Source organism: Caballeronia sp. GACF4 (assembly GCF_023631025.1).
In the GTDB taxonomy this organism is placed as follows: Bacteria; Pseudomonadota; Gammaproteobacteria; order Burkholderiales; family Burkholderiaceae; genus Caballeronia.
In genome coordinates, this window is the sequence record NZ_JALQDW010000024.1 from 1 (window position 1) to 21,052 (window position 21,052).

Genomic DNA, 21,052 nt, shown 5'->3' on the forward strand with positions numbered 1-21,052 from the left:
GGGGTCTCCTCGTTTTCAGTGCAATAAGTGACGGTACGAAAAGCTAGCACTGGCGCGGAGGTGGTGTTGGTAGATCGTTGATTTCATTGACTTTCCTGTTCACTTTCAAATCTGCGATTCGTGGCGTCAAACCGTGGTCGGTTTCATCCATTGGTGCCAGTTATCGATGCATTTGGCCGCGAAGGCAGGATTTGGTCAGCATAGCGGTCAACCGGGAAGCGAAACACACCCCGCAAGTTGATGCTCTCCAGCCTGGTGGGCGCAATCTTCCCGATCAGTTCCGGTGGAATGACCTGGCGGCGGTTCGACCAGCGATCCAGGACCGCCTGCATCTGTGAGGTATTCCACGCCATCACGATGTTGGCCATCAGGCTCAACGCATCGGCCACAGCCTGCATTTCATCGACACGTTTGGCCTGCGCCGGGCTGATCCGGCCGGTATAAATGGCGCGCTTGAGGGCGTTAACAGCCTCGCCCCGATTGAGCACCCGGCGCAACTCGTTCCTGAAAGCGTCCTTGACAAAGTAGTCAGCCAAAAACGCCGTACGCAGCAACCGCCCCAATTGCACGCCAGCCTCATAGATTGGATCGCCCTGGGCGGCAGAACCGAACCGCGCAAGAGCTGCCACCGCACTGGCATGTCCGCTCATGACCGAGGCTGCCAGGTGCACCAGACTATCCCAATGCTTTTCGATCAAAGCGACGTCGACATTGGCTTCGCACACCGCAGCGATTTCTGCGGGCACTTTGGTGCCGCGTGGCACAAAGAGGTGGCGCTGTTTGAGTTCCTTCAACCGCGGGCAAAGATCAAAACCAAGCAAACGGGCATGTGACATGGCAAAGTCGGTGTAGCCATGGGTATCCACAGCAAGCTGGCTGGTCTCCAGCTTTTCTTGGCGGATGACACCTTCAATGGCCACGCCCGCCTGGCGCTCATTGAGCACAAAGGGCTGCGCATGGAAGATGCCCCACCGGTCTTTTACATGGGAGTAGATTCCAATGGAAGGTGTGTTGCGCCGAGGATCAAGCCGGGCTTGCCACACCCGTTTGGTGGTCTCCATGCTCATCATGTCAGAAGATGCCAAATCGGACCGCCCCCAGGTGGCGGCAATCGGGTGTCGCTGCATGAATTCCAGCACAGCCTGGCAGGCCTGGCTCAGACGCCGTTCGTCCCGCGCCCAGCGCATGGCCTGGCGAATGCTGGTGGCAGACAATTGCGGAATCATGCGCGCGCATTCGACCGCAGTCAGACTGGTGCCGTGGGCCATGATGCCGGCATAGACCATCAGCAGCTCGTCGGTAGAGCGCGGCTCACGTCCGAGCATGATCCAGCTAAAGCGCACCTGGGCGTCAACGGCCAGAATCACTTCCGGCAATTGAACCTCACCGATGCGGTGATCCAAAGCCGCGCGCAGCTTGGTCACTTCTGGGTCTTCGTCCTCTGCGGGCAATGGCGACAAATGGAGTTCATCATCCACGCGCAGTACGCCACTGCGGGCTGCAGCGGCCACCGCATCGACACCGGCAGTTACTCTGGCCAGCAAAGGCTTCAAGAAAGTGGCAGCCTTGCTGGGTAACGATAGACGGGCATAGTGTTTCTTGGACTCTGCCTGCCAACGCTCGTCCGTGAAGAACAAGCGCGCACGACCCCGAAAGCTCAGGCTGTGCTCAATCCAGACCGAGCCATTGCGCACCGCGCGGCGCAGGGCAAACAGGGTGGCCACCTCCAACGCCTGAAACGCCCGTTCCCGGTCTGGGCTGGAGATCGAAACCTGCCAGATCATTCCCAGACTTGGTGCCACCACTTCAACTGGCAGCTTTCTGGATCCTTTGAGATATAAAGCTTGCAGCTTGGCAAGGTACTCGATGGCAGGATGCTCGCCGGTGGCCTGCCAGGGCAGCTTTGCAATGGCGACGAGCAACGACCGCACGGGGCGAATTCCATCAATCAATCCCTCGCGGACCAGGGAGGCCCTGCTCGGTGGTTTGCGTTTCTGGGTTTCGGTGATCAAGGCTTCAAGACGGGCACGCAACTCAGCATCTGGCACCGCACCTTGCGCGCTCAAGGCAACAAGTTCGCCGAGCAGCGTTTTGTACATTGCGGCCCAATTGACGGTAGCGGGGACATCGGCGGCAGCCTGACGCCACAGATCGGCGATCCGGCGCTGCACCATAAGGATCAACTGGTCTGTGGTGGTGAACAGGCAATACCGAAGAAAGCATGCGACCTCCACGGTGCGCGCTGGCTCTTTGATCTTGGCTCCGGCTGAGGGCGGCCTGGAGACAAGTCGGCGCGCGTAGCGGCGCAAGATGAGATCGGGGATGTCTGCCAGGTGCTTATGAACGTCCAGCGTGTAAAGCAGGTCGATGCGCTCCAGTACCTCGCTGATTTGGCGGGTTGAGTGTTTCGCCGGTGCAGCCCATAGCCAACTCTGCTGGGTTTGTCCATCTGGGCGCAGCTCTGAAACTGAGGCTCGCCAGCGATCAAGTGTTGCTGGATCAACGCTGGCGGCGATGGCGGTGCCTGTTTCAACTTCAAGCTGGGCAAGTGCCGCCGCAATCAGTGTCCGAATTGCCCGCTCGTGCACGATCACCAGCTTGTTCTTGTACAGCCATTGACGCGCCCGCACGAGTAGCTGATCGCGGTCGGCGCAGCGCGCCACTTCGTCGCGCAGTTCACGTACCAGTGAGCGGCGCTGGTGCTCGCTCATCCACTGGAATCCAAGGACCGTGCAGGCTACTTGTTGGTGATCGAATAGCGTGCGCCCGCGTTCATACATGGCTCTCAGCGAGGCGACTTCTGGTGCTGCAATGCCAAGCTCGTTGCCAAGGTGGCGCCACAAGGCTACTGGAATTACCCGAAAGGCACCGAGCAAACGCCCACTCATGCGCAGGAAACCAATATGGAGCGCCAGACCAAGCTTGTGGGAATCACCTCGGCGTGCATTGATTGCGTCGCGCTCGGCACCATCGAAGGTGAAAAATGCCTTCATCTCGAAGTCGCTGATATCGCGGGGGAGCCCACGCATCCCCAAAAACGTTGTGTGCCAACCCTGCATCGTGAACCTCAAAAGTGGGAGGCCACCATACCCGTTTACAAAGCGAACAGGAAAGTCAATGAAATCAACGGTCTACCCAGACCACCCCCGCGCCAGTGCTAGCTTTGCGTACCGTCACTTATTGCACTGAAAACGAGGAGACCCCTAATCGGGCAGCACTTCAGGTGTTGCAGGCAGGAATAGCCGGTGCCGAAGTCATCGGCGGCGAAGCGCACACCGATCTGTCGCAAGGCTTCCAGGGCGGGGAAGATCGCCGGATTACCGAATGCGACCGATTCGGTCAGCTCGATTTCAAGAGACTCGGCGGGCAACTCGGCATCAGCCAGCATGTCCTTTACCCACCCGTCGAAACCCGGTCTCACTTGGCTCGCCGAAACATTGACGGCCAGCCGGAACGGTTGCCACGCCAGCTTCCGCCACTCGCGCATCTGGCGGCAGGCTGCGCCCAGCACCCAGGCACCGATTTCCGGCATCAGGCCGGACGATTCGACCACAGGCAGGAACTGGCCGGGCGGCAGCAGCCCGAGCGTCGGATGACGCCAGCGCAACAGGGCTTCCGCGCCGACAATCCCACCACTGCGCAGATCGACGACGGGCTGGTAGTGCAGTTCAAGCTGCCCGCGCTCGACCGCTTGGGCCAGTTCCGGCGTCGTCCATCCATCCGGCCGGAAAGCGCTCATTCTCTTTCCCTGAATGCCCGCAACGCCCGCGACAGGGACAGAAGGAACAGGCCGGTCAAACCGAGCGCCGCGATGACCCAATGCTCGCCGAGGAAAGCACCGGCGGTTGTGCCGGCCAGCACGACAGCGAGGATGGGCAGGTGGCAGGGGCAAGTCAGCACAGCCAGTCCGCCCCACAGGTAGCCGGTGATCGGTTTGTGCGTCTCGGACGGCAAGCGCTCGGGGTTGTTCATGGCAGACTCTCCGCGTGCTGTGCCGGCTCGGTCGGCAGGGTGGCCAACTGCACTTCCAGATCGGCCAACGCTTCGCGCCGACGCTCGACGAACTGACGCAGCAGGGCAAGCTGCGCGGCCGCTTCGTCGCCGTCCGCCGCATCCAGCGCCCGGCACAGCCGCGCCAGCGCGTCGAGGCCGATGCCCGCCTCGAAGGCCGCCCGCACGAAGCACAGCCGTTGCAAGGCGGCGTCATCGAACAAGCCGTAGCCGCCTGGTGTGCACGCCACCGGGCGCAGCAATCCGCGCAGCAGGTAGTCGCGCACGATATGCACGCTCACCCCGGCATCAAGAGCCAGCCGGGACACCGTGTAGGCGTTCATTGAACACCTCCTTTTTCTCACCCGGCGCAGCAGGAAAGCTGCTTCACATCCTTGTTGAAGGTCTGCGCCGCGAGCTTCAACCCCTCGACCATCGTCAGGTAGGGGAACAACTGGTCGGCCAGTTCCTGCACCGTCATGCGGTTGCGAATGGCCAGAGCCGCCGTCTGGATCAGTTCACCCGCTTCCGGCGCGACCGCCTGTACGCCGATCAGCCGATGGCTGCCTTCCTCGATAACCAACTTGATGAAGCCGCGTGTGTCGAAGTTGGCGAGCGCACGCGGCACGTTGTCCAAGGTCAAGGTGCGGCTGTCGGTCTCGATCCCGTCGTGGTGGGCTTCCGCCTCGCTGTAGCCCACGGTCGCCACTTGCGGATCGGTGAACACCACGGCCGGCATTGCGGTCAGGTCGAGCGCCGCATCGCCGCCGGTCATGTTGATCGCGGCACGGGTGCCGGCCGCTGCCGCCACATAGACGAACTGCGGCTGGTCGGTGCAGTCGCCGGCCGCGTAGATGTTCGGGTTGCTCGTGCGCATGCCTTGGTCGATGGCGATGGCACCTTGCGCATTGACAGTGACCCCCGCTGCGTCCAGCGCGAGGCTGCGCGTGTTCGGTGTCCGACCGGTGGCAACCAGCAGTTTGTCGGCGCGCAATTCACCGTGCGTGGTGGTCAGCACGAATTCACCGTCCATATGGGCGACCTGGCTGGCTTGCGTGTGCTCCAGCACCTCGATGCCCTCGGCACGGAAAGCGGCTGTCACCGCCTCGCCGATGGCCGGGTCTTCACGGAAGAACAAGGTATTGCGCGCCAGGACCGTGACCTTGCTGCCCAGCCGGGCAAAGGCTTGCGCCAGCTCCAGCGCCACCACCGACGAGCCGATTACGGCAAGGCGTTCGGGAATGGTGTCGCTCGCCAGGGCCTCGGTGGAAGTCCAGTAGGGTGACTCTTTCAAGCCCGGAATCGGCGGGACCGCCGGGCTGGCACCCGTGGCGACCAGGCAGCGGTCGAACATCACGACGCGCTCGCCACCCTCGTTCAAACGGACGGTAAGGCTCTGGTCGTCCTTGAAGCGCGCCTCACCGTGCACAACGGTGATGGCCGGATTACCGCCCAGGATGCCTTCGTACTTGGCGTGCCGCAGTTCGTCGACGCGGGCCTGCTGCTGGGCCAGCAGCTTACTGCGGTCAATCGTAGGCACAGTTGCCGCAATACCGCCATCGAACGGGCTTTCCCGGCGCAGATGGGCGATGTGGGCGGCGCGGATCATGATCTTGGACGGCACACAGCCGACATTGACGCAGGTGCCGCCGATGGTGCCGCGCTCGATCAGCGTGACCTGCGCGCCTTGCTCGACGGCTTTCAGCGCCGCCGCCATCGCGGCTCCACCGCTGCCAATGACCGCTACCTGCACCGGGGGCTCGTTGCCACTGTGCTTTTCGGCGGCGGCCATCCATCCCCGCACCTTGTCGAGCAGTCCGACGCGGTTGTCCGCCAGTGGCGCATCGGCTAGCGTTGCCTTGTAGCCCAGTCCGGCCACGGCGGCAGTCAGCGCGTCCGGCGATGTGCCCGGCACGATGGCGAGTTGCGCTGTGCCCTTCGGATAGGACACCAGCGCCGACTGCACGCCTGGCACTTTTTCCAGCGCTTCCTTGACGTGCGCCGCGCACGAGTCGCAAGTCATGCCGGTGATTTTTAGATGGGTCATGCAACAGATCCTTTATCGTTTGTGGCGCCAGACAATGACGTCCGTTGTGCTGCGGTGCCGTTTTCAGTGACTCACTGCTTGACGCTGGACGGATAGCCCGCGTCTGCGGTTGCCTTGGTCAGCTTCTGCACGCTGGTCTTGGCATCGTCGAAGGTGACGACCGCTTGGCGTGTCTCGAAAGTCACGTCAACTTTGCTGACGCCTTCGACCTTGGAAATCGCCTTCTTGACAGTGATCGGGCAGGCGGAGCAGGTCATGCCCGGTACGGACAGCGTGACGGTCTGGGTGGCGGCCCAGACGGGGGCAACAACGGCGGCGAGGGCGAGGGAGGCAAACAGTTTCTTCATGGTGAACTCCGATCAGTAGAAAAATGGCATGACGTAGGGAAATCCGAGCGCGACCAGAACCAGCGCGGCCACGATCCAGAAAATGAGCTTGTAAGTAGCTCGCACTTGGGGAATCGCGCAGACCTCACCCGGTTTGCAGGCCGCTGCCTGCCGGTAGATGCGCCGCCAGGCGAAGAACAACGCCACCAGCGCCACGCCGATAAAGATGGGGCGATAGGGTTCCAACACCGCCAAGTTGCCGATCCAAGCGCCGCTGAACCCCAAGGCGATCAGAACCAACGGCCCGAGGCAGCAAGCCGAGGCGAGGATGGCGGCAAGCCCTCCAGTGAAGAGCGCGCCGCGCCCGGTTTTTGGTTCAGACATGCGCTTGTCCTTTCGAATTGAAATTGGATAGCGTAACCTTACTTCCGTACTCATGTACGGAGTCAAGCGATATGGAAAACAATTTGGAGAACCTGACCATTGGCGTTTTCGCCAAGGCGGCCGGGGTCAATGTGGAGACCATCCGTTTCTATCAGCGCAAGGGCTTGTTGCTGGAGCCTGACAAGCCCTATGGCAGCATCCGCCGCTATGGCGAGGCGGATGTAACGCGGGTGCGCTTCGTGAAATCAGCCCAGCGGCTGGGCTTCAGCCTGGATGAGATCGCCGAGCTGCTGCGGCTGGAGGATGGCACCCATTGCGAGGAAGCCAGCAGTCTGGCCGAGCACAAGCTCAAGGACGTGCGCGAGAAAATGGCTGACCTGGCGCGCATGGAGGCCGTGCTGTCTGAGTTGGTGTGCGCCTGCCATGCGCGAAGGGGGAACGTTTCCTGCCCGCTGATCGCGTCACTACAGGGTGGAGCAAGCTTGGCAGGTTCGGCTATGCCTTAGCGTGCTTTATTTTCCGTTTTCTGAGACGACCCCTGCCTCGCCGGAAGTGGCGATGCTCGAGAAAAAAAGCCGCCTCGATCTCGGGCGGCTCCAGGGGAGGGCAGGGGGGCGATCACCGCTTGCAATGCACCAGGTCGTCGTTCACCCACGCACTTTCGACCAGGCCGTTTTCGCGCAGCTCGTCGCACGCTTCGCCTACCTGCTCGCGCCACTTCTTCGGCCGGGTGGAATCCGAGCCGCACATCAGCCGGAACGTCTCCAGCTTGAGCGGGTACGGCTCCTTGTGGGTGGCGAAGTAGTCGAACATGCGCCGCGCGGTGGGCGACAGCTTGCGGTACTTCTCCCACACGAATTTCGTGTAGTGGTCGCCGGCGAACAGCACCACGATTTCGGCGTCGATCTCGACCTGGCAGCGCGACGTGCGCTTGCCGCGATCCAGGACGCGGAAGCGCCGGATCAGCGACACCGATTCGAGCCGGCCGATGCGTTGGGATGAGAACTGCATGGCCGACGCCTGGAGCCGCGTCAGGCATTCCTCGGCCCTTGTGTAGTACCGACCGTTGATTGACCAGTCCAAGTCCTGGCAAAGCTCGTAGAACGTGAAGGAAACCGGCTCTCCGAGCGCGGTGCGCTTCGCGTACTCCAGCACCTGGGCGAATACCAGCTCGTCGTCGTCGGCGCGCAGCTCGATCCCGGTGTAGGTGATCTCCACGTCTTTGTTGACGTGGTAGATCGACTGGCCTTGCAGCGCGGCGCGCGGCACCTTCTTGTTGCGGACGGTGAAGATCGCCGACCGCCCGAAGTCGTTGGGCAGTGCCCGCATGTGATCCGGCCAGGGAGCCAGGTCGAACAGCGAGAGCTGCATGTCCTTGATCTGCTGCTTCGTGTGCTTGAGCAAGGCCGTCTGCTTGGCCTCGCTGACCTTCTCGGCCAGCTCACCGCCGGCCGTTCGCTTCTTGGTCGCCATCGCACTACTCCGTTTGTCCTGGGCCAGCGCGCCGATCTGCTCGGCCATCTTGTTCACGGCGGTGCGCGGTTCGGGCGGCAGGCCCATCGTGCGCGCAAGCTCGGCCGATTCCTGCGCCATGCGCTCGGATCGCTCGACGGCGGCACTTGCCGGCGTCGGTAGCTTCGGCGGCAAAGCCGCCTCGTTGTCGCCGGCCGTGGCCGGCAGCTCGAAGAGGGAACCGGCGGGGCGGAAGGCCCCGCCGGCGCTGCCCGAGTCCCTGCGAGCGGCGGCGGTACGGGCGGCAAGGTCGGTGGCGTCGGCTTCGCTAAGCCCGCCCTCGATGAGCTTGCGCCTGTATTCCTGCTCGTTGAACTCGTTCTGCATCTAATCTCCCTCCTAGCATACTGCCCGGCCGTGGCCGGGCCTGGCCTTACTGGCCGCCGCCTGGCGCTTTGGTGTCCAGGTATTCGATTTCCTCGGCGATGAAATCGAAGCCGTATTCGGTCTTGCCGTCCTTCTCGTACTTCGTCGGCTCGATGCGGCCCTGGACGAACACCTTGGAGCCTTTGCCCAGGTACTTGCCCGCGTTCTCGGCCAGGCCGCCGAACGACTTGATGCGGAAGAAGTCCGTCTGCTCCTGCTTCGCACCGGCTGCGTTGCGCCACACGCGATTGACAGCCAGGTCGAAAACGGCGCGGGCGCTGTTTTCGCTATGGCGAACGTCGGTATCGCGGGTAAGATTACCGATAAACTGGAACAGGTTGTGGCTCATTCGTCATGCTCCTTTCGCTAATGGAGTCGTCAGTTTAGCTAAACCTGCGTCCGTGGTCAAGAACTTTAGCGGCTAAAATTTTCTGCCGCCCGCACCGAGAAGGCATACGGGCCTTGTACAACTACATCTTCTTCACGAACGTGCTCCGGCTGCTCGATGAGCGGCACATGACGAAAAAGGAGCTATCGGACAGGTCGGGGGTTTCGATCTCCTTCCTGTCCGATCTCACTACTGGCAAAGCCAACCCCTCCCTAAAGGTGATGGAGGACATTGCGCAGGCCCTTGAAACTCCCCTGCCGCTCCTGCTTGAATCGACCGACCTGGACAAAGAAGCCCTTGACACCCTGGCCGGCGGCAAGGCACCCCGAAGCCTGCCGCCAGGCTTCGAGCGCGTGGCGGCCGTGCTGCCAGAACACCAGGCGTTCATCGTCAAGAAGTGGGGCGAAGCGACAAGGAAGAAACTTAGAGGGAGTTGACGCCAGGATGTGAGAAGGGAAGGGAAGCGGCGCGGAACTGAGCCACAAGAGCCAGCCAAGTTTTAGCCGCTAAAGCCCGCCGGGGTGGCTCAACCCCCGGACAACCCATAACGCAAACGCCACGGGTTCGGCGCGAGGGCGCACGGAGCATGCGCCGCGTTGTCGCCTCTTTCGCCCCTGCAATCCGCGATGCAACGTCGCGGCCGAAGTCACCCTTGTGCGCTTCGGTGTTGCGGTCGAAATTAGTTCGGTATATCGTATGAACCTGTGTAGAATGCGCGAAACGCAACGGCATACAGGGCATACGGAATGACCGACCAGAAACCAGAACACAACAGCATCAAGGAACGGGCGAAGAAGAAGCTCGAACGCGACATGGGGCCGGAGCTGCTGGCCGCCCTCAACGATCCCAAGACCGTTGAAATCATGCTCAACGCGGACGGCAAGCTCTGGCTCGAACGCCTGGGCGAGCCGATGAAGTGCATCGGCACGCTGCGCGTCGCGCAGGCGCAAGCCATCATCGAAACCATCGCGGGCTACCACGGCAAGGAAGTCACGCGCTCCAAGCCGATCCTGGAAGGCGAGCTGCCCCTTGATGGCAGTCGCTTCGCCGGCCAGCTCCCGCCGGTTGTGCCCGCACCCACCTTCGCCATTCGGAAGAAGGCCGTCGCCATCTTCACGCTCGATCAGTACGTCGAACGCGGAATCATGACCGCGCCGCAGCGCGAGGCATTGATTGCAGCGGTGCGCGCGCACCGGAACATCCTTGTGATCGGCGGCACCGGCTCGGGCAAGACCACGCTGGTGAACGCGATCATCAACGAGATGGTGATTCAAGACCCGACCGAGCGGGTTTTCATCATCGAGGACACCGGCGAAATCCAGTGCGCCGCCGAGAACTACGTCCAGTACCACACCAGCATCGACGTGAACATGACGGCGCTGCTGAAAACCACCCTCCGCATGCGCCCCGACCGAATCCTGGTCGGCGAGGTGCGCGGCCCCGAAGCCCTTGATCTGTTGATGGCCTGGAACACCGGGCACGAAGGAGGTGCTGCAACCCTGCACGCAAACAACGCCAAAGCTGGATTGGATCGGCTCGCCATGCTCATCAGCATGCACCCCGATTCCCCGAAACCCATTGAACCGCTTATCGGCGAGGCGGTTCACGTGGTTGTTCATATCGCCCGCGTCGAAGGCTCGCGGCGCATCCAGGAAATCTTGGAGGTTTCCGGGTTCGCCAACGGCCAGTACATCACCAAAACCCTCTGACTAGGAGTTACGACCAATGCAAGCAACCTTCCCGGCATTCCGCCTCAACCGCAACGCCCTGTTCTACATGGGCCTCTTCGCCCTCCTGGCGTTCTTCCTGCTGGCCCCCCAGCACGCATTCGCCTCCGAGGGCACCGGCGGCTCTCTGCCGTATGAGAGCTGGCTGACCAACCTCCGCAACTCCGTCACCGGCCCGGTGGCCTTCGCGCTGTCGATCATCGGCATCGTGGTCGCCGGCGGCATCCTGATCTTCGGCGGCGAACTCAACGGCTTCTTCCGCACGTTGATCTTCATCGTCCTGGTCATGGCCCTGCTGGTCGGCGCGCAGAACATGATGAGCACGTTCTTCGGCCGTGGCGCGGAAATCGCCGCCCTGACCGATGGCGCGCTGCACCAGGTCAAGGTCGCCGCGCTGGACGTGGCCGGCTTCCCCGGCGAAGCCGTCATGCGCTGGGCCGAGCGCGGCCACATCGCGGGGTAAGTCATGGCTCTGCGCGCGATCCCCATCCGTAGGGCCGGCAACCGAGAAAACCTGTTCATGGGCGGGGATCGTGAGCTGGTGATGTTCTCGGGCCTGCTGGCCGGCGCGCTGATTTTCAGCGCCCAAGAAGTGAGGGCAACGGTGTTCGGCATCGCCTTGTGGTTCGGCGCGCTCTTCGCGCTGCGCCTCATGGCGAAGGCCGATCCGAAGCTGCGACACGTGTACCTGCGGCACCGCCGGTACAAGCCGTACTACCCGGCTCGCAGCACGCCCTTCCGTGACAACACGCCGAGTCAAGGGAAGCAATACAAATGATCGAAGCAATCGCAATTGCCATTGCTGTGCTCGGTGCGGTTCTGTTGCTCATCCTCTTTGCCCGCATCCGGGCTGTCGATGCCGAGCTGAAGCTCAAGAAGCATCGCGCCAAGGATGCCGGCCTGGCCGATCTGCTCAATTACGCCGCCGTGGTCGATGACGGCGTGATCGTGGGCAAGAACGGCTCCTTTATGGCCGCCTGGCTGTACAAGGGTGATGACAACGCCAGCAGCACCGAGGAACAGCGGGAAATGGTGTCGTTCCGCATCAACCAGGCCCTGGCGGGCCTGGGGAACGGCTGGATGGTGCATGTCGATGCTGTGCGTCGGCCTGCGCCGAACTACTCGGAGCGGGGCGTGTCATCGTTCCCCGACTCCGTTTCCTTCGCCATTGACGAGGAACGCCGGCGCTTGTTCGAGGGCCTGGGCGCGATGTTCGAGGGCTACTTTGTCCTGACCGTCACGTGGTTCCCGCCAGTGCTGGCCCAGCGCAAGTTTGTCGAACTCATGTTCGATGACGATGCGGTGGCTCCCGACCATACGGCGCGCACTACGGGCCTGATTGCGCAGTTCAAGCGCGAGATCACCAGCCTGGAATCGCGCCTGTCCTCGGCGGTCAAGATGACGCGCCTGCGCGGCCAAAAAGTCGTGTCGGAAGAGGGCAGGGAAGTCACGCACGATGACTTCCTGAGCTGGTTGCAGTTCTGCGTGACGGGCCTCCATCACCCGGTCATGCTGCCCAGCAATCCGATGTACCTCGATGCGGTAATCGGCGGGCAAGAGCTGTGGGGCGGCGTCGTGCCCAAGATCGGGCGCAAGTTCATCCAGGTGGTCGCCATCGAAGGCTTCCCCTTGGAGTCAACGCCTGGGGTGCTCTCGGCCCTGGCCGAGCTGCCCAGCGAATACCGCTGGTCGAGCCGCTTCATCTTCATGGATCAGCACGAGTCCTTGAAGCACCTGGACAAGTTCCGCAAGAAGTGGAAGCAGAAGATTCGCGGCTTCTTCGATCAGGTGTTCAACACGAATACCGGCTCGATCAACCAGGACGCGGCCGCGATGGTCGGCGACGCCGAGGCGGCCATCGCCGAGGTCAACAGCGGCTTGGTGGCGGCCGGCTACTACACCAGCGTAGTCGTGCTGATGGACGAGGATCGGGAGCGCCTGGCGGCCTCCGCGCTCCTGGTCGAGAAGGCCGTCAACCGCCTGGCCTTCGCGGCCCGTATCGAGACGATCAACACGCTCGATGCGTACCTGGGCAGCTTGCCCGGCCACGGCGTCGAGAACGTGCGCCGGCCGCTCATCAACACGATGAACCTGGCCGACCTGCTGCCGACAAGCTCGATCTGGACGGGCAGCGCCACGGCTCCGTGCCCGATGTACCCGCCGCTGTCGCCGGCGCTCATGCACTGCGTGACGGTGGGCGCTACGCCGTTCCGCCTGAACCTGCACGTGCGCGACCTGGGCCACACCTTCATGTTCGGCCCGACCGGCGCAGGCAAATCGACGCACCTGGGCATCATCGCCGCGCAGCTCCGTCGCTACGCCGGCATGTCGATCTACGCCTTCGACAAGGGCATGTCGATGTACCCACTCGCGGCCGGCATCCGCGCGGCCACGAAGGGCAAGAGCGGCCTGCATTTCACGGTGGCCGCCGACGATGACCGCCTGGCGTTCTGCCCGCTCCAGTTCCTCGAAACGAAGGGGGATAGGGCCTGGGCGATGGAGTGGATCGACACCATCCTGGCGTTGAACGGCGTCAACACCACGCCGGCGCAGCGCAACGAGATCGGCAACGCGATCATGAGCATGCACGCCAGCGGCGCGCGCACGCTCTCCGAGTTCTCGGTGACGATTCAGGACGAGGCGATCCGCGAGGCCATCAAGCAGTACACGGTGGACGGCTCGATGGGCCACCTGCTCGACGCCGAAGAGGACGGCCTGTCGCTGTCCGACTTCACGGTGTTCGAGATCGAAGAGCTGATGAACCTGGGCGAGAAGTTCGCGCTGCCGGTGCTGCTCTACCTGTTCCGCCGCATCGAGCGCGCACTGAAAGGCCAGCCCTCCGTCATCATCCTGGACGAAGCCTGGTTGATGCTGGGCCACCCCGCGTTCCGCGCCAAGATCAGGGAATGGCTCAAGGTGCTGCGCAAGGCCAACTGCCTTGTGCTGATGGCGACGCAAAGCCTCTCCGACGCGGCCAACTCGGGCATCTTGGACGTGATCGTGGAATCGACCGCGACCAAGATTTTCCTGCCTAACGTCTACGCCAGGGATGAGGACACATCGGCGCTCTATCGCCGTATGGGCCTCAACGCGCGTCAGATCGAAATCCTGGCGACTGCCATTCCGAAGCGTCAGTACTACTACGTCTCGGAGAACGGCCGCCGTCTCTATGACCTTGCCCTGGGGCCGATGGCCCTGGCCTTCGTCGGTGCGTCCGACAAGGAATCGGTCGCCACCATCAAGAGCCTCGAAGCCAAGTTCGGCCACGAATGGGTGCATGAGTGGCTGGCCGGCCGTGGGCTGAATCTCAACGACTACCTGGAGGCCGCATGAGCATCGCCGACACCCTCAAGGGCTTGATCTTCAAGAAGCCCGCCAACTCCGCCGAGCCGCGCGATCCGCGCCGCTCGAAGGAACCGCTCGCCGGCGGCCGCCGTGCGGGCGAGGCCGAGAACCCCTACCTGGCCGCGCGCCGCACCTGGAACGATCACGTGGGCAGCGTCGTCTCGCAGCGCCAAACCTGGCAGGTGATAGGCATCCTGTCGCTGTTGATCGCGCTGGCCGGCGTGGGTGGCGTGATCCACATCGGCAGCCAGTCGAAGTTCATCCCCTACGTGGTCGAGGTGGACAAGCTGGGCCAGACGGTGGCCGCCGGCCCGGTGCAGGCCGCAGGGAAGGCCGATCCGCGTGTCATCCACGCCGCCGTTGCGGACTGGATGAGCTGCGCGCGCATGGTGTCGCCTGACGTGGCCTTGCAGCGCAAGTGCGTGTTCAAGGCGTACTCGATGCTCGCCCCCAACGATCCGGCGACGCCAAAGATGAACGAGTGGTTGAACGGCACGCCCGATTCCAGCCCGTTCAAGCGCGCCGAGAAGGAAATGGTCAGCGTCGAGATCAAGACCGTCATCCCGCAAACGCCCGACACCTGGCAAGTCGAGTGGGTGGAAACCACGCGCGACCGCCAAGGCACGCTGAAAGGTCAGCCCGTCACCTGGCGCGCGCTCGTGACTACCTACATCGCCGAGGTCACGCCCAACACCACCGATGAGCAACTGCGGAACAACCCGTTGAGCATCTACGTGCGTGATTACTCCTGGTCCCGCATCCAATGAATTCGAGGTCATCCACCATGAAGAAAACCCTCTCCGCTTTGATCGTGGGCGCTGCTGTGGCGGTGCCCTCCCTGGCTCTGGCCGCCCCTGGCGACGACATTGCCGACAAGTATTTCAACAAGACCAACCCGACGCTGACCGCTCAAGAGCGCGCGGCGCTCGCCATCGCCAAACGGTGGGAAGCGGGGTCGGCGACCGGCATCAAGCCGGTGGCCGGCTCGGGCGGTGCCATCAAGTTCGTGTACGGCGCGCAGCAGCCGAGCATCGTTTGCGCGGTGCTCCAGGTGTGCGACGTGGCCTTGCAGCCCGGCGAACAAGTGAACTCGATCAACCTGGGCGACACGGCCAGGTGGACGGTGGAACCGGCCATCACCGGCAGCGGCGCGACCGAGGTTCAGCACCTCATCATCAAGCCGATGGACGTGGGCCTCGAAACCAGCCTGGTTGTGACCACGAACCGCCGCAGCTACCACTTCCGCCTGCGCTCGCATCGCACCGAGTACATGCCGCAAGTCTCGTTCACGTACCCCGAGGAAGCGCAAGCCAAGTGGGACGCGATCCAGCGCCGCGAGAAGCAGGAACGCACCGACAACACCCTGCCGGCGACGGGCGAGTACCTGGGCGATCTCTCGTTCGACTATGAGCTGTCCGGGTCGGCGAGCTGGAAGCCTGTGCGCGTCTACAACGATGGCCGCAAGACCATCATCGAAATGCCCGGCACGATGCAGCAGACCGAAGCGCCGACGCTCCTGGTCGTGCGCAAAGAGGGCGGCTTGTTCACCGACGACGAAACGGTGCTGGTCAATTACCGCGTGCAGGGCAATCGCTACATCGTGGACACGGTGTTTGACCGCGCGATCCTGATTGCCGGTGTTGGCAGTAGCCAAGACCGCGTGACCATCAGCCGGAGGAAGTGACCATGCGCAAGATCGTCTCTCTCGCGCTGCTCGCCCTCGCCCTGGGCCTCGGCGGCTGCGCAACCACCAGCCAGTACGGCAACTTCGTCCAGTCGGCCGCGCTCGATCAGCAGAAGCTCGCCACCGACGCGGTGCAGCAGCTCGCCACGCTGTACGCGCCGGCGCGCACGCGCCTGGAGCTGCAACAGCCGACGCCCGATCCGTTCGGCCAGGCGCTCGTCAAGTCGCTGCGCGACAAGGGCTATGCCCTCCTGGAGTACGCCCCGGCCGGCGCTTCCACGCAGGCCCCGGCCTCGGCGGCATCGCAGGCGAGCGCACCGGCCACCACGGCCGCGTCGGGCGGCCTGCCGTTGCGCTACGTGCTCGACCAGGCTGGCGACTCGAACCTGTACCGCCTGACCTTGATGGTCGGCAATCAATCCATCACCCGCCCTTACCTGGCGCAAAACGGCACGTTCGCGCCGGCCGGGTACTGGGTGCGCAAGGAGTGACGCCATGACAGAAAACGCCGATCAGATGGCACCTGACGCTTCGCCTGGCGAAGTGTCCAAGAAGGCGGGCGTCCGTCGCGTCAACAACATGCCCATGTACATCCTCGGCGGCGTCCTGCTGTCGTTCGTGCTGGTCATGGCCCTGGTCGCGGCGGATCGCGCGGCCAAGCAGAACGCGCCGGCGGACGGCCCCAAGGAGAAGGCCGGCAACACGTCGATGTTCGCCAAGGAGATCGCAGGCGACAAGACCGGCGGCTTGATCGAGCCGGCAAGCCCGCTCAAGGTGCCCGACATGCCGACCGGCCCGGCGTCGGCTCCGCTGGAGATCGCGCGGCCGTCCAACCCGGACGCGCCGCCGGCCCCGCCGGCCAACCCCGGCAACCCGGGCCAGCCGGTGAACGACGACGAGGCCCAGCGCATCCGCATGGCGAAGATGCAGATGTTCGGCGAAGCCGTGAAGGCCAAGACCACCGTGCGCGTGGATGCCCCGCGTAGCAACGGCTCCGCGCCGGGTGGCCCGAGCACCTACACCGGCACGCCGCAGACGCGCGATGAAATGCTGAACCGCATCGCAGCGGTGCAGCAGCAAATCGACGCGCAGCGCAGCAACGATCCGACCGCCGCCTATCAAGCACGCCTGGCGCAGATTCGCGGCATGGGCGTCGGTGGTGGCGGCGCGGCTCCGGCCGCCGGCGGCATGGGCGCGGGCGGTGCGCCGCAGCTCCTGCAAACCTCGACCAGCGGCGGCGGGCGCAACAGCATGGCGCAGTTCGGCCAAGGTGGGCAGGGCGACCGCTGGAAGCTGGATTCGCAGCCGGAAGCGCCGCGCACACCGTTCGAGCTGCGCGCGGGCTTCGTCGTGCCGGCCACGCTCATTTCGGGCATCAACTCCGATCTGCCGGGCCAAATCATGGCCCAGGTCGCGCAGGACGTGTACGACACACCGACCGGCAAGCACCTGTTGATCCCGCAGGGATCGCGCCTCGTCGGCTCGTATTCGAGCGACGTGGCCTACGGCCAAGCGCGCGTGCTGGTTGCGTGGCAACGCATCGTGTTCCCCGATGGCAAGGCGATGGACATTGGCGCGATGCCAGGCGCGGACAGCGCGGGATACGCGGGCTTCCACGACCAGGTGAACAACCACTATGTGCGCCTGTTCGGCTCGGCCTTCCTCATGTCCGGCGTGACAGCAGGCATCACCTACAGCCAACGCCAGAACCAGGCCACAAACACCTATGGCGCACCGAGCGCCAGCAGTGCCCTAAGCGAAGCCCTCGGCCAGCAGCTCGGCCAGGTTACGGCGCAACTCATCGCCAAGAACCTGAGCATTTCGCCGACGCTGGAAATTCGGCCGGGGTATCGCTTCAACGTCGTGGTCACGAAGGACATGACGTTTTCCAAGCCGTACCGTTCCTTCGATTACTAACGCCATAGGAGAAAAGCACCATGAAGCCGAAGTTTTTAGCCGCTAAATTGGCCCTCGTCATTGCTGTTTCGAGCACGCTGGCGGTCACACCTGTGCAGGCTGGCATCCCCGTCATCGACGGCACCAACCTGTCGCAGAACATCATGACGGCCATCGAATCGGTGGCCCAGACGCTCAAGCAAATTGAGCAGTACAGCACCCAGCTCCAGCAGTATCAAAACCAACTCCAGAACACGATGGCCCCGGCCGCGTATATCTGGGATCAGGCGCAATCGACCATCAACGGGTTGATGAACGCGGTCAACACGCTGGATTACTACAAGACCCAACTCGGCAGCCTGGACAGCTACATCGGCAAGTTCCAGGACGTGAACTACTACAAGAACTCGCCGTGCTTTACGGCGGCAGGGTGCTCCGACGCGGAACGCGCAGCACTTCGGAATGTGGCCCAGCTCGCGAGCGAGTCGCAGAAGAAGGCCAACGATGCCTTGTTCAAGGGCCTCGATAGGCAGCAAACGAATCTCACGGCCGATGCAGCGACGTTGCAGCGTCTTCAATCGGCAGCGCAGGGCGCGCAGGGCCAAATGCAGGCCATCGGCTACGCCAACCAGCTCGCCAGCCAGCAGGCCAACCAGCTCTTGCAGATTCGTGGCCTGCTGATCGCGCAGCAGAACGCGATGGCAACCAAGATGCAGGCCGACGCCGACAAGGAAGCCCAGCAGGCGGCAGCGGCCGCACAACTGCGCCAGGGCAGCTACCGGGCCAGCCCGGCGCGCACCTGGTAAGGGGGATTCATGAAAGCAATCAAGGCTCTGTCCTTGGCCTCGGCCGCCCTCGTGGCGGCCTTGGTCGCCGGCTGCGACAACAAGCCGGCCACGGCCCCCATGCCGGAAGTGAACGACGAGAACTGCAAGCCCGAGAACATCGCCAAGATCGAGGACAAGGGCGTCCAGCAGGCTTTTTCGTCGCTGTGCTTGCGTCGTGGTGGGGATTTCAAGCCCAGCCCGAAACGCGAATGGTGAGGTGCTGACGATGAGAATGCCAGCCAATCTAAAAACCCTCGCCCTGCCGCTGTTCGTCTGGCTGGCGTTCTTCGCGGTCGATGCCCACGCGGCCATCGACAACGCCGGCGTGTTCGATAGCGTGCTGGATCGCTACCAGGCCGCCGCGAGCGGCTGGGCCGGTGTCATCACCACGGCCGCAACCTGGCTCTTCTGGACGCTGGTTGTGATCTCGATGGTCTGGACGTTCGGCATGATGGCCTTGCGCAAGGCCGACATTGGCGAGTTCTTCGCGGAGTTCGTCCGCTTCACGATCTTTACCGGCTTCTTCTGGTGGGCGCTAACCAACGGCCCTAACTTCGCCTCGTCCATCTATGCGTCGTTGCGGCAGCTCGCCGGCAACGCGACGGGCCTGGGCAATGCTCTGTCGCCCTCGGGCATCGTGGACGTGGGCTTTGCGATCTTCGACAAGGTGATGGATCAGTCCTCGGTGTGGTCGCCGGTGGACAGCATGGCCGGCATCCTCATGGCCGTGGCGATCCTGGTCATCCTGGCCCTGGTCGGTGTGAATATGCTTCTGCTGCTCGCGTCGGGCTGGGTGCTCGCCTACGGCGGCGTGTTCTTCCTCGGCTTCGGTGGTTCGCGCTGGACTTCCGACATGGCGATCAACTACTACAAGGTCGTCCTGGGCGTGGCCGCGCAGCTCTTCGCAATGGTGCTCCTGGTGGGCATCGGCAAGACCTTCCTCGATGACTACTACTCGCGCATGAGCGCCGGCATCAGCCTCAAGGAAATGGGCGTGATGCTGATCGTCGTCATCATCCTCTTGGCGTTGGTCAACAAGATTCCGCCGCTCATCGCCGGGATCATCACCGGCGCGAGCGTGGGCGGTGCCGGCATCGGCCAGTTCGGTGCAGGTGCTGCGTTGGGTGCCGCAGGCATGGCAGCAGCAGCGGCCGCGACCGGCGGCGCCGCTCTGGCCGCCGGCGCAGCCTCGGCCGCCGGTGGTGCCTCTGCCGTCATGGCCGCCTTCTCGAAGGCCAATGAGAACGTGTCGGCAGGCACGGACGTTATGTCGGCCTTCTCGGGCGGCGGCAGCTCGGGCGGCGGTGCGGGCGGCGGCGGCGACGCCGGCACCGGCAGCACGCCCTTCGCTCAGGCTGCGGGCTTTAGCGGCAGCTCCGGCGGTGGCTCTTCGTCGGGTGGCGGCAGCCCCTCGACCGGCAGCAGCTCGGGCAGCTCGAAGGGCGGCGATAAGGGCGGCGGCAAAGCCGACGCCGGCGGCCAGGGCAGCAGCTCGACGGCCAGCACCGGCAGCAGTGCCGACAAGGCCGCCAAGAACGAACCCAAGCCCGCCGGCGGGGCAGGGCAAGGGCAGCAGGCCGCACCGGGCAGCACCGGCCCCGGCTTGCTCGCATCGGCCGCATCGGCCCTCGGCACGGCCGGCCGCATCGCCGCCGACGCCGGCGCGAACTTGGCGAAGGGAACCGCCGATGTTGCCAAGGCCAAAGCCGCGAGCCTGCGCGAAGCCGCAGCCGAGCGGATCGCCGACACCACTGGCGGAAAGATCGCCGCCGCGATCAAGGCGCAAGGAAGCGGCACGGCCGAGAACATCGACGTGCCCGACCAGCAGCCCGCGCCGAGCTTCGGCGACAACAGCCTGGCAGGCGGCCCTGCCGATGCCGATCCCGAGTCCGAAGTAGCTGCGTTCGCCAACCGCGAGCAAGGCCGCGACGGCACAACTGCGTAACCAAGGAGAGTCCAACCATGAAGAAGAAACTGTTTGCCCTGGCCGCCCTCGTGGCAGCCCTCGGATCGACCGCCGGCACGGCCAGCGCGCAAGACGTGCTGACCGGCGACACGCGCCTGGCCTGCGAGGCGATCCTGTGCCTGTCGTCGGGCACGCGCCCGAGCGAATGCACGCCGTCGCTGTCGCGGTACTTCAACATCACGAAGCGCAAGCTGTCGGACACGATCCGCGCCCGCCTGAACTTCCTCCAGCTTTGCCCGGTGGCGAGCCAGACGCCGGAAATGCAGTCGCTCGTGTCGGCGATCTCGCGCGGCGCTGGCCGGTGCGACGCGCAGTCGCTGAACTCGACGTTGGTGATGTGGACGGGCGGCTACGACGATGGGCGCACGTACATCAGCAACCAGTTGCCTGACTACTGCGGGGCCTACACCGGCCACGCCTACACCGACTTCGCCAGCAGCGGCACGCTGCCGCGCTATGTCGGGACGCCAGAGCGGGGCGGGTATTGGGTCGAAGCGCGCGACTATGACCGCGCCTTGGCCGAGTACAACGAACGCATCCGGCGCGAGGACGAAGAGCGCCGCCGTCAGTCCTGGCTGAACTGAGGGAGGGGAG

The 21,052-nt window shown here is 63.8% G+C and carries 23 protein-coding genes; 14 read left to right on the forward strand and 9 right to left on the reverse strand.

Annotated elements, in window-relative coordinates; genetic code table 11:
• Positions 1 to 143: 143 nt before the first annotated feature.
• From NCR40_RS21990 to merT, 7 genes are all read right to left on the reverse strand, one after another.
• Positions 144 to 3,059 carry a Tn3-like element IS1071 family transposase gene (locus NCR40_RS21990; protein ID WP_003049965.1) on the reverse strand — a complete coding sequence of 972 codons (2,916 nt, stop codon included), beginning with the start codon at positions 3,057 to 3,059 and terminating at the stop codon, positions 144 to 146.
• A gap of 98 nt (positions 3,060 to 3,157) precedes the next feature.
• A complete protein-coding gene (locus NCR40_RS21995; protein ID WP_441301351.1) occupies positions 3,158 to 3,739 on the reverse strand; it encodes an EAL domain-containing protein in 582 nt (193 codons plus the stop codon).
• Positions 3,736 to 3,972 (reverse strand): broad-spectrum mercury transporter MerE, encoded by a 237-nt coding sequence (gene merE, locus NCR40_RS22000; protein WP_003132004.1) that lies wholly within the window; start codon positions 3,970 to 3,972, stop codon positions 3,736 to 3,738. Before merE ends, NCR40_RS21995 begins: the two co-directional genes overlap by 4 nt.
• Positions 3,969 to 4,334 carry a mercury resistance co-regulator MerD gene (merD, locus tag NCR40_RS22005; RefSeq protein ID WP_000995360.1) on the reverse strand — a complete coding sequence of 122 codons (366 nt, stop codon included), beginning with the start codon at positions 4,332 to 4,334 and terminating at the stop codon, positions 3,969 to 3,971. The genes merE and merD overlap by 4 nt, the downstream gene beginning before the upstream one ends.
• 17 nt (positions 4,335 to 4,351) lie before the next feature.
• Positions 4,352 to 6,037 carry a mercury(II) reductase gene (merA, locus tag NCR40_RS22010; RefSeq protein WP_003158917.1) on the reverse strand — a complete coding sequence of 562 codons (1,686 nt, stop codon included), beginning with the start codon at positions 6,035 to 6,037 and terminating at the stop codon, positions 4,352 to 4,354.
• 71 nt (positions 6,038 to 6,108) lie between these two features.
• A complete protein-coding gene (gene merP / locus NCR40_RS22015; protein WP_003131987.1) occupies positions 6,109 to 6,384 on the reverse strand; it encodes a mercury resistance system periplasmic binding protein MerP in 276 nt (91 codons plus the stop codon).
• 12 nt (positions 6,385 to 6,396) lie between these two features.
• Positions 6,397 to 6,747 carry a mercuric ion transporter MerT gene (gene merT, locus NCR40_RS22020; protein WP_003131974.1) on the reverse strand — a complete coding sequence of 117 codons (351 nt, stop codon included), beginning with the start codon at positions 6,745 to 6,747 and terminating at the stop codon, positions 6,397 to 6,399.
• Positions 6,748 to 6,818: 71 nt separating this feature from the next.
• Between merT and merR the strand changes: the two genes are divergently transcribed.
• Entirely contained in the window at positions 6,819 to 7,253 is a 435-nt protein-coding gene (gene merR, locus NCR40_RS22025; RefSeq protein ID WP_003131969.1) for a mercury resistance transcriptional regulator MerR, read from the forward strand.
• 112 nt (positions 7,254 to 7,365) lie between these two features.
• Here the strand turns inward: merR and trfA are convergent, their stop codons facing one another.
• Together trfA and NCR40_RS22035 are read right to left on the reverse strand one after the other, a co-directional pair.
• Positions 7,366 to 8,586 (reverse strand): plasmid replication initiator TrfA, encoded by a 1,221-nt coding sequence (trfA, locus tag NCR40_RS22030; RefSeq protein WP_011114072.1) that lies wholly within the window; start codon positions 8,584 to 8,586, stop codon positions 7,366 to 7,368.
• A gap of 46 nt (positions 8,587 to 8,632) precedes the next feature.
• Positions 8,633 to 8,974 (reverse strand): single-stranded DNA-binding protein, encoded by a 342-nt coding sequence (locus NCR40_RS22035; protein ID WP_000019167.1) that lies wholly within the window; start codon positions 8,972 to 8,974, stop codon positions 8,633 to 8,635.
• Between the two features lie 113 nt (positions 8,975 to 9,087).
• Between NCR40_RS22035 and NCR40_RS22040 the strand changes: the two genes are divergently transcribed.
• From NCR40_RS22040 to NCR40_RS22100, 13 genes are all read left to right on the forward strand, one after another.
• Positions 9,088 to 9,450: a transcriptional regulator gene (locus tag NCR40_RS22040; RefSeq protein WP_011114045.1), complete on the forward strand. Its 363-nt coding sequence runs from the start codon at positions 9,088 to 9,090 to the stop codon at positions 9,448 to 9,450.
• A gap of 309 nt (positions 9,451 to 9,759) precedes the next feature.
• Positions 9,760 to 10,722: a P-type conjugative transfer ATPase TrbB gene (trbB, locus tag NCR40_RS22045; protein WP_000132020.1), complete on the forward strand. Its 963-nt coding sequence runs from the start codon at positions 9,760 to 9,762 to the stop codon at positions 10,720 to 10,722.
• 16 nt (positions 10,723 to 10,738) lie between these two features.
• Complete coding sequence (gene trbC / locus NCR40_RS22050; RefSeq protein WP_011114046.1) at positions 10,739 to 11,203, forward strand: conjugal transfer system pilin TrbC; 465 nt, start codon at positions 10,739 to 10,741, stop codon at positions 11,201 to 11,203.
• Between the two features lie 3 nt (positions 11,204 to 11,206).
• Positions 11,207 to 11,518 carry a conjugal transfer protein TrbD gene (locus NCR40_RS22055; RefSeq protein ID WP_001207961.1) on the forward strand — a complete coding sequence of 104 codons (312 nt, stop codon included), beginning with the start codon at positions 11,207 to 11,209 and terminating at the stop codon, positions 11,516 to 11,518.
• Positions 11,515 to 14,073: a VirB4 family type IV secretion/conjugal transfer ATPase gene (locus NCR40_RS22060; RefSeq protein WP_011114047.1), complete on the forward strand. Its 2,559-nt coding sequence runs from the start codon at positions 11,515 to 11,517 to the stop codon at positions 14,071 to 14,073. Before NCR40_RS22055 ends, NCR40_RS22060 begins: the two co-directional genes overlap by 4 nt.
• Positions 14,070 to 14,852, forward strand: coding sequence for a conjugal transfer protein TrbF (locus NCR40_RS22065; RefSeq protein ID WP_011114048.1), 783 nt, complete (start codon positions 14,070 to 14,072; stop codon positions 14,850 to 14,852). The genes NCR40_RS22060 and NCR40_RS22065 overlap by 4 nt, the downstream gene beginning before the upstream one ends.
• Before the next feature lie 17 nt (positions 14,853 to 14,869).
• On the forward strand, positions 14,870 to 15,769 hold the full coding sequence (trbG, locus tag NCR40_RS22070; RefSeq protein WP_006122480.1) for a P-type conjugative transfer protein TrbG: 900 nt from the start codon (positions 14,870 to 14,872) through the stop codon (positions 15,767 to 15,769).
• Between the two features lie 2 nt (positions 15,770 to 15,771).
• Positions 15,772 to 16,260 carry a conjugal transfer lipoprotein TrbH gene (locus NCR40_RS22075; RefSeq protein WP_006122479.1) on the forward strand — a complete coding sequence of 163 codons (489 nt, stop codon included), beginning with the start codon at positions 15,772 to 15,774 and terminating at the stop codon, positions 16,258 to 16,260.
• A 4-nt stretch (positions 16,261 to 16,264) separates the two neighbouring features.
• Positions 16,265 to 17,686, forward strand: coding sequence for a TrbI/VirB10 family protein (locus NCR40_RS22080; RefSeq protein ID WP_011114050.1), 1,422 nt, complete (start codon positions 16,265 to 16,267; stop codon positions 17,684 to 17,686).
• A gap of 20 nt (positions 17,687 to 17,706) precedes the next feature.
• Complete coding sequence (trbJ, locus tag NCR40_RS22085; protein ID WP_010890135.1) at positions 17,707 to 18,471, forward strand: P-type conjugative transfer protein TrbJ; 765 nt, start codon at positions 17,707 to 17,709, stop codon at positions 18,469 to 18,471.
• A gap of 9 nt (positions 18,472 to 18,480) precedes the next feature.
• Complete coding sequence (gene trbK / locus NCR40_RS22090) at positions 18,481 to 18,708, forward strand: entry exclusion lipoprotein TrbK (protein WP_000644148.1); 228 nt, start codon at positions 18,481 to 18,483, stop codon at positions 18,706 to 18,708.
• Between the two features lie 16 nt (positions 18,709 to 18,724).
• Complete coding sequence (trbL, locus tag NCR40_RS22095) at positions 18,725 to 20,437, forward strand: P-type conjugative transfer protein TrbL (RefSeq protein WP_015586029.1); 1,713 nt, start codon at positions 18,725 to 18,727, stop codon at positions 20,435 to 20,437.
• A 17-nt stretch (positions 20,438 to 20,454) separates the two neighbouring features.
• On the forward strand, positions 20,455 to 21,042 hold the full coding sequence (locus NCR40_RS22100) for a TrbM/KikA/MpfK family conjugal transfer protein (protein ID WP_010890138.1): 588 nt from the start codon (positions 20,455 to 20,457) through the stop codon (positions 21,040 to 21,042).
• Positions 21,043 to 21,052: the final 10 nt, after the last annotated feature.